The organism is Maribacter sp. UH1, from assembly GCF_056839145.1.
The window spans coordinates 2,354,018-2,369,011 of record NZ_CM166387.1 but is presented as its reverse complement, the minus strand read 5'-3'; the positions used below and the strand labels follow the sequence as shown (position 1 = coordinate 2,369,011).

The 14,994-nt window shown below is 35.6% G+C and carries 14 protein-coding genes; 11 read left to right on the top strand and 3 right to left on the bottom strand.

Annotation, left to right across the window (positions count from 1 at the left end; translation table 11 throughout):
- From UH1x_RS10375 to UH1x_RS10355, 5 genes are all read left to right on the top strand, one after another.
- Entirely contained in the window at window positions 1-327 is a 327-nt protein-coding gene (locus UH1x_RS10375) for a TerB family tellurite resistance protein (protein ID WP_482621619.1), read from the top strand.
- A gap of 99 nt (window positions 328-426) precedes the next feature.
- Window positions 427-1,452 (top strand): 3-dehydro-L-gulonate 2-dehydrogenase, encoded by a 1,026-nt coding sequence (yiaK, locus tag UH1x_RS10370; RefSeq protein WP_482621618.1) that lies wholly within the window; start codon window positions 427-429, stop codon window positions 1,450-1,452.
- A gap of 221 nt (window positions 1,453-1,673) precedes the next feature.
- Window positions 1,674-2,003, top strand: coding sequence for a hypothetical protein (locus tag UH1x_RS10365; protein ID WP_482621617.1), 330 nt, complete (start codon window positions 1,674-1,676; stop codon window positions 2,001-2,003).
- Between the two features lie 8 nt (window positions 2,004-2,011).
- A complete protein-coding gene (locus UH1x_RS10360; RefSeq protein WP_482621616.1) occupies window positions 2,012-2,344 on the top strand; it encodes a tellurite resistance TerB family protein in 333 nt (110 codons plus the stop codon).
- Window positions 2,345-2,474: 130 nt separating this feature from the next.
- Entirely contained in the window at window positions 2,475-3,794 is a 1,320-nt protein-coding gene (locus UH1x_RS10355; RefSeq protein ID WP_482621615.1) for a TlpA family protein disulfide reductase, read from the top strand.
- Here the strand turns inward: UH1x_RS10355 and UH1x_RS10350 are convergent.
- Window positions 3,791-4,450, bottom strand: a complete 660-nt coding sequence (locus UH1x_RS10350; RefSeq protein WP_036151486.1) for an aspartate kinase — start codon at window positions 4,448-4,450, stop codon at window positions 3,791-3,793. The two genes, UH1x_RS10355 and UH1x_RS10350, sit on opposite strands and share 4 nt — an antisense overlap.
- A gap of 88 nt (window positions 4,451-4,538) precedes the next feature.
- Window positions 4,539-4,898, bottom strand: a complete 360-nt coding sequence (locus tag UH1x_RS10345; protein WP_482621614.1) for a YraN family protein — start codon at window positions 4,896-4,898, stop codon at window positions 4,539-4,541.
- Window positions 4,899-5,083: 185 nt separating this feature from the next.
- Between UH1x_RS10345 and UH1x_RS10340 the strand changes: the two genes are divergently transcribed.
- Both UH1x_RS10340 and UH1x_RS10335 read left to right on the top strand, forming a co-directional pair.
- Entirely contained in the window at window positions 5,084-6,577 is a 1,494-nt protein-coding gene (locus tag UH1x_RS10340; RefSeq protein ID WP_482621613.1) for a DUF1800 domain-containing protein, read from the top strand.
- Window positions 6,578-6,588: 11 nt separating this feature from the next.
- Window positions 6,589-8,292, top strand: coding sequence for a DUF1501 domain-containing protein (locus tag UH1x_RS10335; RefSeq protein WP_036151479.1), 1,704 nt, complete (start codon window positions 6,589-6,591; stop codon window positions 8,290-8,292).
- A 54-nt stretch (window positions 8,293-8,346) separates the two neighbouring features.
- On the opposite strand, the gene UH1x_RS10330 is transcribed toward UH1x_RS10335, so the two are convergent.
- Window positions 8,347-8,526 (bottom strand): hypothetical protein, encoded by a 180-nt coding sequence (locus tag UH1x_RS10330; protein ID WP_396632427.1) that lies wholly within the window; start codon window positions 8,524-8,526, stop codon window positions 8,347-8,349.
- A 208-nt stretch (window positions 8,527-8,734) separates the two neighbouring features.
- On the opposite strand from UH1x_RS10330, the gene metG reads away from it, so the two are divergent.
- The 4 genes from metG (at window position 8,735) to UH1x_RS10310 (ending at window position 14,982) form a co-directional block, all read left to right on the top strand.
- Window positions 8,735-10,822 carry a methionine--tRNA ligase gene (metG, locus tag UH1x_RS10325; protein WP_482621612.1) on the top strand — a complete coding sequence of 696 codons (2,088 nt, stop codon included), beginning with the start codon at window positions 8,735-8,737 and terminating at the stop codon, window positions 10,820-10,822.
- Between the two features lie 213 nt (window positions 10,823-11,035).
- On the top strand, window positions 11,036-13,159 hold the full coding sequence (locus tag UH1x_RS10320; protein ID WP_482621611.1) for a Tex family protein: 2,124 nt from the start codon (window positions 11,036-11,038) through the stop codon (window positions 13,157-13,159).
- 8 nt (window positions 13,160-13,167) lie between these two features.
- Complete coding sequence (locus UH1x_RS10315; RefSeq protein WP_482621610.1) at window positions 13,168-14,070, top strand: histone deacetylase family protein; 903 nt, start codon at window positions 13,168-13,170, stop codon at window positions 14,068-14,070.
- Window positions 14,071-14,148: 78 nt separating this feature from the next.
- Window positions 14,149-14,982: a phosphatase PAP2 family protein gene (locus tag UH1x_RS10310; RefSeq protein WP_482621609.1), complete on the top strand. Its 834-nt coding sequence runs from the start codon at window positions 14,149-14,151 to the stop codon at window positions 14,980-14,982.
- Window positions 14,983-14,994: the final 12 nt, after the last annotated feature.

Here is a 14,994-nt window from a genome sequence, read left to right as displayed (position 1 = left end):
ATGGAGTTCGATATACCAGAAAAATTAGCGATTGTACATCTTATTGATTCAGTAATTGTAGCTGATGGCGAGGTTCATACAGGCGAAATAAATGCTTTAAGCAAATTGATGCCTATTATTGATTTTGATAGTAATTTTTTGATACAAGCGCGTACCATTGATATTGACCAAAGTGTACATATACTTAAGGGAATGTCCGAGGCTAAAAAAATTAGACTAGCAGAAATTCTAGAAGATGTAGCTATATCTGACGGATATATACATCAAAAAGAAAGTGATGTAATCCGTCATGTATTCTCAGAAATAGGAGTATCCAAAAAAGCGTAGTTTTTTCTTAATTGTGGCAGTCCTGCTACATTGTTCTTCATAAAGTTTACCAAGCTAAACAACTTCTGTATCTTAACGGTTGAATTTAAACATACTGTTTTGAGCGAAATAATAGTTTCTTCTAAAGAAATGACATCTGTTTTAGAGTCTTTGTTCATTAAACACTCTTTCTCAAAAGATCAAGCTGCACTACTGGCTAAAATTCATACCGAAAGCACTTTAGATGGTATTTACTCCCACGGAATAAATAGAGTACCCGTATTTATAGATTATGTCAATAAAGGCTTGATCAAAACAGACGTCATAGCAACCAAAACAGCTTCAATGGGGAGCATGGAAAGATGGAACGGTAATCTAGGATCAGGAGTATTGAACGCCCTAAAATGTACAGACCAAGCAATAGCCTTGGCAAAAACTCACGGAATGGGTTTAGTTGCCCTCAAAAACACCAATCATTGGATGCGTGGCGGAACATATGGTTGGCGAGCAGCGGAACAAGGTTGTATCTCAATACTATTTACCAACACCATACCCAATATGCCAGCTTGGGGAGGAAAAGAGAACAGATTAGGTAACAATCCGTTAGTCATCTCCATCCCTAGAAAAGAAGGTCACGTTGTTTTAGATATGGCACTCTCACAGTTCTCTTTTGGAAAAATGCAAAGCTTGGATTTAAAAAATGAAGAACTTCCATTTCATGGGGGCTGGGATAAAAACAATGCATTGACCAAGCACCCCAAAGACATTATAGAAACTGGTCGCGCTTTACCGGTTGGGTATTGGAAAGGATCTGCCCTCTCAATGGTATTGGATATGCTGGCTACTTTACTGTCCGCAGGGAATTCAACTTACAAAATTGGACTCAAAAAAAATGAAACAGCACTTTCACAAGTATTTATGTGTATTGACCCAAGAACGTTTTCTGATCAAGGACTACAAGAGAATCTGTTAAACGAAATTATTGAATCTACACATGATGGACCTCCAATCAGTAAAGGAGAAAGCACATTTTACCCAGGTGAGCGCACATTGACGACTAGAAAAAAATCTAGACTAGAAGGTATGAAAGTAAATAATAAAATCTGGGAAGAAATCCTCAGGTTATTAGATGAAATAAAATCATAAAGACTAACTACACCCAACAATTTTGTAAAATACATTGAACAGTTCTTGATTTTATTTATATAAATTAAGAAAGGACTTACAAAAAATCAAACAACGCTGTATATAGCGCACATTCTATAAAATTTCAAAATTGACGTATTCTATTTTAGTGAATAAGTAGAAGTTAAAATCCATGTTATATACTATTGTTTTTTATATCTTTCAGCTCCTAAAATTATAGCATGGAGTTTGAAGAATTTGTAAAAGCAGCCTTTGTAAAGATGATTTATGAAGTTATTGAAGCAGATGGTGAAGTTCACCCTGGGGAAATAGAAGTTTTAAACAAATTAAAAAGTGTAATTGGTTTTGACGATGCTTTTTTAGAACGCGCAAAGTTGTTGGCATATGACAATGCAATTGTTACGCTTTACAACTTACCTCATGAGCAAAAAAAAGCTTTAGCAGACATTCTTGATGAAGTTGCCATTTCTGATGGTGCTATTCATAAAAAAGAAATGGATCTTATTATAGAAACCTATATAAATATAGGACTAGGGGAAGAAACAGAGTAAGCAAAAGTATGATAGACTATACAAAAGAAGAGAAATTAGCTGTAGTGAAAATGGTAGACTATGTTATTCTAGCGGATAGCAAAGTAGACCCTGCAGAAATGCGTTATTTAACGCAACTAATGGACCGTTTTGCTTTTGATAGCTTCTTTATAGGTCAAGCAAGAAATTTAAATAAGGAAAAAGCTTTTAAAATTCTTAGTTTAATGTCTTTGCCAAAAAAAAGAGAACTAGCCAAGCTTTTAGACGAAGTTGCTATTTCTGACGGATTTGTACACGACAAAGAGCTTCTAAAAATAACGGAAGCCCTTGGCCATATGGAAATTAAAAAAGAATTTTCATAAGCTTTTCAAAAATAAAGCGCTCAATTGCATTCTGAATATTACTTTTATTGTCTTTATAGTATTCTTCATAACATCAATACTTTATAAAGGATACTATTCATATTGGTCCGATAATTGTTTTTAAAATTATATGAAAGTTCTCTTTAGTATTTGCCTCTTATTTATTTCATTAAGTTCTATAGCCCAAGGTTCCATTGCCGGAAACTTTTCTCCTCCTAAAGATTTTAAATGGTTGATTGCCTATGAGCTAACACCCAATGGTGAACGTTATAGCGTTGACAGTGCCGTTAGAGACGGTTCATTTGAACTGGAAATGCCTTTAACTGCGCAAGAAGGTATGTATAGATTGGTATATGCCGTACCTCAGGATGAGTTTTATATCGATGTCATTTACAATAAGAAAGAAGATGTAAAATTCAATTTCAATCTCCAAGATGGCTTGACCATTACCAATTCTGAAGAGAATAAATGGTACCACGAGTACTTCTCTAAAATAACTGCTGCGCAGGATAAGCTTATAGAATTCTACGAAACCCAAAATGAACCTAATAGGGAATACAATAGCATTATAAAAGAGCTAAACACGCTACAAACTTCTTTTGAAGAAAAACACGCTACTACCATTGCCCATAAATTTATAAAAGCGAACAGAAGCTATATACCTTCAGAATTTGAAGATTTAGAAACATTTCTAAAAAATAAAAAACAACATCATTTTGACCATTTAGCAATTACCGACCCTATTCTCCAAGGCTCTAATTTCTTAATAGATAAATTCTCTAGTTATGTTTTTTCTGCATTGCCTACAGATATTACCACAAAGGAACAATTAGCAATTGAGGTCAATAAAAATATAAAAACTACGGCAGAATTTATAAAAACTACTCCAATAGGTTTTCAAGAAAGGGCTATGCATCAATTATGGAAAATAGCTGATGTAAATAGCATGCCCGGTGTTCAAGATTATATTTTTAAAAACCATTTGAAGAAATTAGCAACAGCCAACAATAATCAAAAATTGGTTGATGAAATAGAAATGGCATCACGATTGAGAATTGGAACCATTTCTCCAGATATTACATGGCAGGCAAATGGCAAAAAGCATTCTCTTTTAACCATGGAGCCAGCAGAAAATTATCTTCTGGTTTTTTGGAGCAGTACATGCTCTCACTGTTTAAAAGAACTTCCTCAACTTCATAAAGAAGTACAAGATTACGAAAACCTAAAAGTAATAGCTGTAGGTCTAGAAGATGATGACGTAAATTGGAAAGAAGTTTCTAAAACTTTGCCAGGCTTTAACCACGCCATAGCATTAGGTAGATGGGAAAGTGATTATGCACGTACATTTGGCATACAAAGCACACCTACCTATTTTATACTAGATAGCGAAAAAAGATTTTTAGCTAAACCGGAATCTGATAAAGAAGTTGTAGAATTTCTAGAAAACTAAAGCGACTTTAAATCTTTTATCGTTTTAAACGCCATATCTACTTGCTCATCATTTACTAAAATAGTAAACTCATTGGTTGTAGAAATAACTTCATAAAGAACGATACCCTCCCAAGCTAACCTTTGAAAGATAAAGTAATAGATACCAGGCACTGAAACATTCTCAGCTGGTAACTTTACGGTGATAGATGAAAGCTCTTCGGCTTTTTGAGTACACTTTTCATCTTTAAACAGTCTTTCAACTGTTTTATCCATAATATTACTAATTACAATATTGATTTCGTTTACACCACGACTAGAGGTATAGAAAACATCTTGATTGTTATTGATCTCTTCAAGCAATTTAGCTTGGTGCACCAGTATTTTATCTGAAGCTAAAAAAGTATAGTCGGTTAAAGAAGACCGTACGGTTATCTCACCTATATTCTTTAACACTTTTAGAATTTTGTGCGTAGCTCTAAACTCTAGGTCGTCAGAAAGACGCTTCAACGCCATAACAATTGCGCCATTACGTATGTCTTTACCTAATTCATGTTCAATCTCTGGTTTTACTATTCTAGATAGTGATGTAAGATTGATGATGCCTTGTGCTAGAGCACTTTGTAAAAATGGCTTTTTCTTGATGTACTCTTCAACGACTGATGATATTGTTTTCATTTTACTGTATGGTTGTTGTGCAAATATAACAACTTGTTACAAATAAAACAAAATGTTTTTTAATAAATCTACCAATTTAGTAGAATACTTAGAAATGATAAAAGGCAGATTCTAAATGTTCTAACTCAAATTTGCTCTTGTTCTTTAGTATTGTAATGATATCAAACCGCACTTCTACATCAAGATTATTATCGGTTACATAGTGGTCAGCAGCCATAACCAAAAGCTTAATTTTTTTAGGTGTAACTGTTTCGGCAATGTTCTCTATGAAATCTGAACTTCTAGAACGCACCTCCACAATAGCTAAAGTATCCTCTTTTCTTGCGATAATATCTATTTCAGCTTTAAGATATCTATAGTTTTTATAGTTGATAGCATATCCTTTCTTTTTAAGATAATCTACTGCTATCTGTTCCCCTTCTTTTCCAAATTCATTGTGTTTACCCATGATATAGTTAATAGATTATGCAATTCATCGAAAATATAGGAATTACAACGCCTTTTTATCAATAAATTTCGTTATTTGAAATCTAATAACCGAAAATAGATAGTTTTAAATACTATACCTAATTTCCTAGCGTTTAGCATAGAAGCCCCAACTCTACGAACGTAATACAAATGCCTATTTAAGATATGGAATATTTCATTAATTGTAATACTTCTACTCTTGCTCCGTACACAGCTAATTTAGATCAGCTAAGAGCAGCTCATTTATACCGCCGACTAGGATTTAGTGCCTCTGTGGCTACTATTAACCAAGCAACGGGTCAATCTGCCGCTGCACTGGTAGATAGCTTGATAGATGAAGCTCTAAGTATGCCGGAAATAGCTACCCCTGCCTGGGCAAATTGGAACAATGACAATTACCCAGCAGATAGCGATGCAAGCAATCAACTAAAGAGAGAACAAAAAAATGAGTTTCAGTTGGCCTATGCAAACAGTCTTCTGAACAACAATCTAAGGGATAGATTAAGCTTTTTTTGGAGCAATCATTTTGTTACAGAATTAGAAGTTTATAACTGTAACGCCTACTTGTATGACTACATAGATTGTCTACAACGCCACTCTATCGGTAATTTTAAAACCTTTACTAGTGAAATTGGGTTGACCAATGCCATGTTGTATTACCTTGATGGTGTTTATAACAATGGTAATAATCCAAATGAAAACTACGCTAGAGAATTATATGAACTTTTTACCTTAGGGGAAGGCAACGCCTATACAGAAGAAGATATTATTGAAACTGCAAAAGCCTTAAGTGGTTACGTAGAACGTGGCGAAGTTGGTTGTTCTCCTGTAGCTTTTGATGCTACAAAACATGATGCGGGACCTAAAACCATACTAGGTCAAACAGGTAATTGGGGTTATGACGATGTCATCAATATACTTTTTGAACAAAGAGCTCCAGAGATAGCAGAATTCATTTGTCGAAAATTATATGAGTTTTTCGTTCATCCAGATTCTAGAGATGACGCCAATAACGCACAAATGATTATTGACGGCATGGCAGCCACATTTGTAACCAATGATTTTGAATTGGCACCTGTATTAAGACTTTTATTTAAGAGTCAACACTTTTTTGATGACGAAGCCATTGGGGTGATTATAAAAAGTCCGGTAGACTTTTATTTTAATACACTGAACGAATCTAACTTTAGCTATACTGACACGAATGTTGCCGAAATGGTCAACTACAGTGCATTATTAAGTCAAGAAATATTTGAACCATTTGACGTTGCCGGTTGGCAAAGAGACCGATCTTGGATCAACACAAACTTTATGATTGGCCGTTGGCTGACCATTGAAAGTATTCTAGAAGAATTCTATATGGCAGACAATGAGCAATTTCGCTCATTTGGTCTTGAAATATCCGGTAATGAAGGGTTAACCAATCCAAATCCGGATGTTGTTGCAAGACTAATTATAGATTTCATTTTAACGAAGGGACTTCTAAATGAAGAGGAATATGCCAAAGCATTTGCCATATTCCGAAGTGATGTAGAAGATGTTTACTACGAAGGTGGTAATCAAGAATCATGGACATTGGCTACTTGGCCACAAGGTCCGTTTCAAGTATATCTACTTTTTCAATATTTAGCAAGACAACCTGAGTTTCAATTAAAATAACACCTACTTCTATGTGCAATACACACCATACCCCATTTAAAGGCTTACAACACGAAGGCCATGATGAAGAACATAAAACATGGAGCAGACGCTCGTTTTTACAAGCCATGGGCATTGCTGGCTCTGGCTCAATGATGCTAGGATCAAATATGCTATCGGCATCTGCGCCATCGCCTTTATCTGCGGCAATTTCAGGAGCAGAAACAGATAATATTCTTATACTAATTCGCCTATCCGGCGGTAATGACGGTTTAAGCACGGTAATACCTATTGAACAATATGATAGTTATGCCAATGCCAGACCTAATATCTATGTCCCAGAAAGTAAGGTCTTAAAATTAACCGATGAATTTGGCGTACCATCTTACATGAGTGCATTGGCGCCAATGTGGGAAGAAGGTCAATTTAAAGCGGTACATGGTGTAGGTTATGAGGGTCAGAGTTTATCTCACTTTACAGGGTCAGATATTTTTGCAAATACAGATATAGAAACTACAGGTTTTAGTGGCTTAAACACCGGATGGATGGGAAGGCATTTTGAAAGCATCTACCCAGATTATTTAGTAAATCCCCCAGCAGCACCGGCGGCCATACAAATTGGGCAGTTTGGTAGTTTGGTTTTTCAGGGTGATGAAACAAACTATGCATTTGTAACCTCAAATGTAGATCAGTTAGAGGAAATTGCAGAATCTGGTGTAGTATATGGTTTAGAAGATAGTTTATTTAATGACTGTATGTATGGTGACCAACTTAAATTTTTAAGAGGCGTTGCTAATACAACATATGAATATTCCGGTATTATACATGATGCTTATACACGTGGTCAAAACCAAGTTGAATATCAAGATAATAGCTTTGCACGCCAATTGGCACTTATAGCAAGATTGATAAAAGGTAATCTAGGCACTAAAGTATATATGATATCAATGGGTGGTTTTGACACACATGGTAATCAACCACAGGCACATGCTGAACTTATGACAAAATTATCTGTAGCGGTAAACAATTTCTATGAAGATGTAGCTTTTACCCAGCAAGATGACAAAGTTTTGAGCATGACGTTTTCTGAATTTGGTAGACGTATTTTCGAGAATGGATCCAATGGTACAGACCATGGTAAAGCAACGCCAACGCTATTCTTTGGTTCTGGTCTAAATGGTAGCGCCTTTGTTGGTGATCACCCAACGCTAGACGACCCAGATGGTAGAGGTAATCTAGAATACACTATGGATTTTAGAGACCTGTACGCAACAGTTTTAGCAGAATGGTTATGTGTAGACGTACCTTTGGTAGAAGCTCATTTATTGAATTATAAACCATATGTACCGGTAGACTTAGGCTTTAGTTGTAGTGGTGAGGCTTTTCCTGATATTGTATATAGCGATGGCGAAGTTACTCCGCCAGTTTATCCAGATGAAGAAGCAGAGACTCCGTTCAATCCAGATTTATTGAATGCCGTTGTTCATAAACCATTTTACCCAACGGATAGTACACCACATATCTATTTAGAGATGCCATTTTCGGCACATGTAGATATTCAACTTTATAATATTCTTGGTCAGAAAGTAGGCACCGTTTTTAACGAAATGATGTTTGAAGGTTCTACCGAAATAAATATACGAGAGCGCATGCCCGAACAGCTATCAACAGGTAAGTACATTTATCGTATCAATGTACAAAACCAAAAAATGAGTAAATCAGTGATGGTAGCTTAATTTGTTTCCCAAATGTAAAAAGCCCTATTCAATATTTTGAATAGGGCTTTTTATTTATGTTAATTTAGAATTGTTCATTTTAGATTCAAACCGCAGCTCTTTTTTGACCCTATGGTTCTTATCTTTATAAAGTCTTACGACATCTTCTTTATTAGTACTAGCGTTTTCTATAGCCTTTTCTATCTCGTCTAGACCATTATCCAACATAATTTTTTTTGAATTACCAACACCCATATCTCATATGTTTTAGTTAATAAATAAGTTTTTTCTTACAATAGAACTGAAATTGATGCGTTTTATTATATTTTTTCAGCTGTAATTTAACTTTAAGCTTCATTTCTAAAAAAACCCATACAAATTCACTTTTCTACAAGACCACAATTGCGAAGTAATTAGTAATTCTCCCCGCAAATTCTGTATTTTTGCAGCCTAATTTATTTTGATGTCCGATATTAAAACACCTTCTAGATATACCATAACTGCAGCATTACCATACACAAATGGTCCAATACACATAGGTCATTTGGCCGGGGTATATGTTCCAGCAGATATTTATGCTCGTTACTTAAGATTAACAGGTAAAGACGTTGCTTTTGTTTGTGGTAGCGATGAACACGGTGTTGCCATATCAATGAAGGCTAAAAAAGAAGGGGTAACACCCAAAGATATAATTGATAAATACCATGCAATTATTAAGCAGTCTTTTGTCGATTTCGGTATTACGTTCGATAATTATTCGAGAACCTCTGCGCAGGTACACCATGACACTGCATCAGAATTCTTTGTAAATCTTTATGATAAAGGAGATTTTATTGAAGAAACTACGGCACAATTATATGATGAAGAAGCACAGCAATTTTTGGCAGATCGCTTTGTAATAGGCACATGTCCTAAATGTGGTAATGAGGAGGCATACGGAGATCAATGTGAAAATTGTGGATCTAGTTTAAATGCGACGGATTTAATTAATCCGAAATCAACAATCACCGGAACTGTACCAACAACCAAAGAAACAAAACATTGGTTTTTACCTCTAGACAGATATGAGGATTTTCTAAGAGAATGGATTTTAAAAGGACATAAAGATGATTGGAAACCCAATGTATACGGACAATGTAAGTCTTGGATCGATGGCGGCTTAGAGCCAAGAGCGGTAACCAGAGATTTAGATTGGGGAATACCCGTACCTGTAGAAGGTGGAGAAGGCAAAGTTTTATATGTTTGGTTTGATGCACCTATTGGATATATCTCCTCTACCAAAGAATGGGCAGCACGAGAAGGTAAAGATTGGGAGCCTTATTGGAAAGATGAAGACACCAAATTAGTCCACTTTATAGGAAAAGATAATATCGTTTTTCACTGTATTATTTTCCCGTCTATGCTGAAAGCGGAAGGAAGCTATATTTTACCGGAAAATGTACCGGCAAACGAATTCTTGAATTTAGAAGGTAACAAACTTTCTACCTCAAAAAATTGGGCAGTTTGGTTACATGAATATTTGGTAGATTTTCCTGAAATGCAAGATTCGTTACGTTACACGTTAACAGCAAACGCACCAGAAACAAAGGATAATGATTTCACTTGGAAAGATTTTCAAGCACGTAACAATAATGAACTAGTTGCCATTTTAGGTAATTTTATTAACCGAGTGGTTGTATTGACCAACAAGTATTACGAAGGTAAAGTACCAACTGCAGGAAGCCTAACCGAAGTTGATACGGAGACACTTGAACAATTATCAAAATATCCAGGAATCATTTCAAGTTCTATTGAGCGTTACCGCTTTAGAGAAGCAGGCCAAGAATTAATGAACCTTGCCCGTCTAGGTAATAAGTACTTAGCAGATGCAGAACCTTGGAAGGTAATCAAGGTAGATGAAGAGCGTGTAAAAACTATTATGAACGTTGCTTTACAAATAGCAGCAGGTTTAGCTGTTTTAAGTGAGCCATTTTTACCATTCACATCTAATAAACTAAAGAATATTTTAAATCTAACTTCTTCAGAGACTGAGCGTAGTCAAAGTCTAAATTGGGATAGTGTTTCTTCAAAGGAAGATTTACTTGATGCAGATCATCAGATAAATCAAGGAGAATTGCTCTTTAGAAAAATTGAGGATAGTGAAATTCAAGCGCAACTAGACAAACTAGAGGCAACAAAAAAAGCGAACGAATACGAAAACAAACAAGTAATGCCACAAAAAGATACCATTACATTCGATGATTTTTCTAAACTAGATATGCGTGTAGGTACTATTATCGAAGCTGAAAAAATGGCAAAAGCCAAAAAACTTTTAGTTTTAAAAGTAGATACAGGTTTAGATGTGAGAACTATTGTTTCTGGTATTGCAGAAAGCTTTAAACCAGAAGACATTGTAGGTAAGAAAGTAACCGTATTGGTCAACCTAGCACCAAGAGCATTACGTGGTGTTGATAGTGAAGGCATGATTCTAATGACCGAAAATGCCGATGGTAAACTGGTGTTTGTCAACCCAGATGAAGATGGCGTTGGAAATGGCGAAGGGATAAATTAACACACAATTTTTATACAATTTAAAAGCCTAGGTGATTATTTACCTAGGCTTTTAACTTTTAAATAGAACTCTATTACAGATGTAATTATACTTTTAAGTTATACCGAGATATCCTATCCTTAAAAAAAGAATATTAATTCTACACAAATACTTTACACAGCTTGATTTCAATACCTAATAATGGGTATTTTTAAAAGTTCTAAACGATTTTACATGCAATTACTGCCTTATATACTAAAACACACCCAACTACCAGAGAAGGGAATTCAAAATACTATTGAGCTTTTAAATGCCGATTGTACCATACCTTTCATTTCTAGGTATCGTAAAGAACGTACGGGCAATTTAGATGAAGTACAAGTAGGTGAAATAGTTCAATTTAAAGAACAGTATGAAGCTCTCGATAAGCGTAAAAAAGCAATTATAAAAGCTGTAGATGAGCAAGGTGTATTAACTGCTGAATTGAAACAGAAATTTGAAAAGGTTGAAGATCTCACTCAGTTAGAAGATCTTTATCTCCCATTCAAAAAGAGTAAAAAAACCAAAGCCGAAGTAGCTCGTAAAAATGGATTAGAGCCTTTAGCAAAAATCATTATGGCGCAACGTGATGACAATATTGAGTTTACAGCTTCCAAATACCTTAATGCGACCATAGAGAATGAAGATGATGCCTTAGAAGGAGCACGCCACATTATTTCTGAGTGGATCAATGAACGCACAGATATAAGAAGTTCCATAAGATCTCAATTAGCAAGATTTGCTATCATAACCACCAAAGTAATAGGTACTAAAAAAGATGATGAAAAGGCACAGAAATTCCGAGATTATTTTGATTGGAGCGAACCTTTAAATAAATGTCCGTCGCACAGACTTCTAGCCATTTTACGTGCAGAATCCGAAAAATTCATACGAGTAAAAATTGAATTGGATGACGAACGATTACTGGATAGAATTGAAAATAGAATCATAAAAACAAACAATGCCTGTGGACAGCAAATTGAACTAGCCCTCGCAGATGCCTATAAAAGATTGTTGTTTCCGTCCTTATCGAACGAATTGCTTAAAGGAGCAAAAGAAAAAGCGGATGATGAAGCTATTGCTGTTTTCTCTAATAATCTAAGACAATTATTACTAGGCGCACCTCTTGGGGAAAAACGTATTCTTGCTATCGACCCTGGTTTCAGAACTGGCTGCAAGGTGGTTTGCTTAGATGCACAGGGCAATTTGGTACATAATGAAACTATTTATCCACATGCGCCACAAAATGATGTTGCTGGAGCAATCAAGAAATTAAGTTCATTGGCAAATGCATATAAAATAGAAGCAATTGCTATTGGTAACGGTACGGCATCTAGAGAAACAGAACACGTAGTAAAGAAGGTGATTTTTAATAATCCTGTTGAAGTATTTGTGGTAAGTGAAGCCGGGGCATCTATTTACTCTGCCTCTAAAATTGCCCGAGATGAATTCCCAAATTATGATGTTACTGTTCGTGGTGCCGTTTCTATTGGCAGGCGTTTGGCTGATCCACTTGCCGAACTCGTAAAAATAGACCCAAAATCTATTGGTGTTGGGCAATATCAACATGATGTGGACCAAAGTAAATTAAAGACTTCGTTAGATACGGTTGTTGAAAGTTGTGTAAATTCTGTGGGCGTGAACATCAATACAGCTAGCGTTCCTTTATTGAGTTATGTATCTGGTATTGGTCCTAAATTAGCCGAGAATATTGTTACCCAACGAAAAGAAAAAGGAGCTTTTAATAGCAGAAAAGACATAAAGGATGTCCCTAGATTAGGCGGTAAGGCATTTGAGCAAGGTGCAGCGTTTTTACGTATTAAAGATGCTAAAAATCCGCTAGACGATTCTGCCGTACACCCAGAAAGTTATGGAATAATCAAGCAGATGGCGAAAGATAAAGGAACAGAAATTCTATCATTGATCGGAAATAAAACGTTGCTCAAAGAAATTGATCTTCAAAAATATTGCACCAATGATGTTGGACTGCCAACTTTAGAGGATATTCGTTCTGAGCTTGAAAAACCAGGATTAGACCGTCGTGAGAAAGCAAAAGTGTTCACCTTTGACCAAACCATTAAATCTATTACAGATTTACATAGCGGTCAGTTATTGCCAGGCATTGTAAATAACATTACCAACTTTGGTTGTTTTGTAGATATAGGTATAAAAGAAAGCGGACTAATTCATGTTTCCAACCTTTCTGATTCTTTTGTAAAAGATGTAAATGAACATGTGCATTTACATCAGCAAATTATTGTAAAGGTTTTAGATGTGGATGTTGCGAGAAAACGTATTCAATTAAAGTTGCATAAATAATTGAACTGATGCTGAAAATAGCAAATCATCCTATATATAAACATCCGTTACCAGAGGGGCATCGTTTCCCTATGGAAAAATATGAGCTATTACCGCAGCAATTAATTCATGAAGGCACCTGTACAGAAGAGAATTTCTTTGAACCAGGTATTCCAAATGACAAACATATTGTAGCTGTTCACGACCCTGAGTATTTCTATGATTTGTTGAATATGATGATTTCGCCCAAAATGGCTCGTAAAATAGGCTTTCCCCTCTCAGAAGATTTAGTAGAGCGAGAACGTATTATTGCCGACGGAACGATAAAAGGATGCGATTTTGCCTTAAAATATGGAATTGCCATGAACATTGCCGGTGGAACCCACCACGCCTATAGTAATCATGGTGAAGCATTTTGTATGTTGAACGACCAAGCAATTGGCGCTGAATATTTATTAAACAAAGGTTTTGCGAAAAAGATTCTCATTGTAGATTTAGATGTACATCAAGGAAACGGAACTGCAGAAATATTTGAAAAGAATGATGCAGTATTTACATTCTCCATGCATGGCGAAAGTAATTATCCGTTTAAAAAAGAAAAGTCGGACTTAGATATTCCTTTGCCAAAGGGCACTACTGATGACACCTATCTTTCTATATTAAAAGAAAATTTACCAAAACTAATAGATACCGTTAAGCCAGATTTCATCTTTTACCTCTGTGGTGTTGACATTTTAGATAGTGACAAATTAGGCACTCTTGCTCTAACATTAGAAGGTTGCAAAAAGCGGGATGAATTTGTTTTAACCACATGCCATAATCTAAATATACCCTTGCAATGTAGTATGGGCGGTGGCTACTCGCCAGATATCAAAATTATAGTTGAAGCTCATGCAAATACGTTTCGATTAGCACAAAACATTTATTTCTAAGCCCTTTCAAGATTTTTAGAGTTAAACATTGTTAGCTTTTAACTATATTATAAAAAAGCAGAACTTTAAATTTACGCCATGAAAAAACTAATAATCCTCTTAAGCATAACATTTTGTATTTCGTTAAACGCTCAAGACTCCGTTAAAGATTCTACCGAAACAAGGTGGAATATGTTTAAGTACGATGTGGGTAATATGTTTAAAGGAGTTGGATATTCATATGCACGCCCTTTTCATTGGAAAGGTGATCAATGGGCTCAATTCGGCGCTGTAGTAGCAGGAACCGGGTTAGTGTATTTGGCAGATGACGAAACATCTCGTTTTATTAGAAACAATAGAGAAGGTATTCCAAGAGTAGTGCGTGATTATGGTGAGTTTTACGGAAATCCTTCTAATAATTACATAGCTACATCAGGAGTGTATGCAGTAGGATTAATTACCAAAAATGAAAAATTAAGACGTACCGGAGTGCTATTGGTTTCATCAGCAACTTCAGCAGGACTTCTACAACAGGTACTAAAATCAGTAGTGGGTAGAGCAAGACCAGTAGCAAATTTGGGCAAAGATACTTTTGACCCGTTTAATTCAAGTAGAAATTTCCATTCTTTCCCATCTGGACATGCTTTACTAGCCTTTACAAATGCATATGCAATTGGCAAACAATTTAAAAATCCGTGGGTGAAAGCAGGTATTTACACCATAGGTGCAATTCCAGGTATTTCTCGTGTGTGGGATGGCCAACATTATCTAAGTGATATGGTTTTTGCCTTTGCTATAAGTATTGCCACCGTAGAATCTATAGATAGGTATTTAGACAAAAGATATGATGAAAAATACAACGACAAATCAAAAATGGTAAGTTGGAACCTTAATTTTGGACCAGGGCAATTGGGTGTTACCGTCAATTTTTAAAACGGAATACTA

Bases quoted from the DNA above. Each gene is read 5' to 3' on its own strand.
- UH1x_RS10315 (WP_482621610.1), top strand. From the start codon at position 13,168: ATGCTGAAAATAGCAAATCATCCTATATATAAACATCCGTTACCAGAG.
- UH1x_RS10330 (WP_396632427.1), bottom strand. From the start codon at position 8,526: ATGGGTGTTGGTAATTCAAAAAAAATTATGTTGGATAATGGTCTAGAC.
- UH1x_RS10360 (WP_482621616.1), top strand. From the start codon at position 2,012: ATGATAGACTATACAAAAGAAGAGAAATTAGCTGTAGTGAAAATGGTA.
- UH1x_RS10320 (WP_482621611.1), top strand. From the start codon at position 11,036: ATGCAATTACTGCCTTATATACTAAAACACACCCAACTACCAGAGAAG.
- UH1x_RS10340 (WP_482621613.1), top strand. From the start codon at position 5,084: ATGGAATATTTCATTAATTGTAATACTTCTACTCTTGCTCCGTACACA.
- UH1x_RS10310 (WP_482621609.1), top strand. From the start codon at position 14,149: ATGAAAAAACTAATAATCCTCTTAAGCATAACATTTTGTATTTCGTTA.
- UH1x_RS10345 (WP_482621614.1), bottom strand. From the start codon at position 4,898: ATGGGTAAACACAATGAATTTGGAAAAGAAGGGGAACAGATAGCAGTA.
- UH1x_RS10365 (WP_482621617.1), top strand. From the start codon at position 1,674: ATGGAGTTTGAAGAATTTGTAAAAGCAGCCTTTGTAAAGATGATTTAT.
- metG (WP_482621612.1), top strand. From the start codon at position 8,735: ATGTCCGATATTAAAACACCTTCTAGATATACCATAACTGCAGCATTA.
- UH1x_RS10355 (WP_482621615.1), top strand. From the start codon at position 2,475: ATGAAAGTTCTCTTTAGTATTTGCCTCTTATTTATTTCATTAAGTTCT.
- UH1x_RS10375 (WP_482621619.1), top strand. From the start codon at position 1: ATGGAGTTCGATATACCAGAAAAATTAGCGATTGTACATCTTATTGAT.
- UH1x_RS10350 (WP_036151486.1), bottom strand. From the start codon at position 4,450: ATGAAAACAATATCATCAGTCGTTGAAGAGTACATCAAGAAAAAGCCA.
- UH1x_RS10335 (WP_036151479.1), top strand. From the start codon at position 6,589: ATGTGCAATACACACCATACCCCATTTAAAGGCTTACAACACGAAGGC.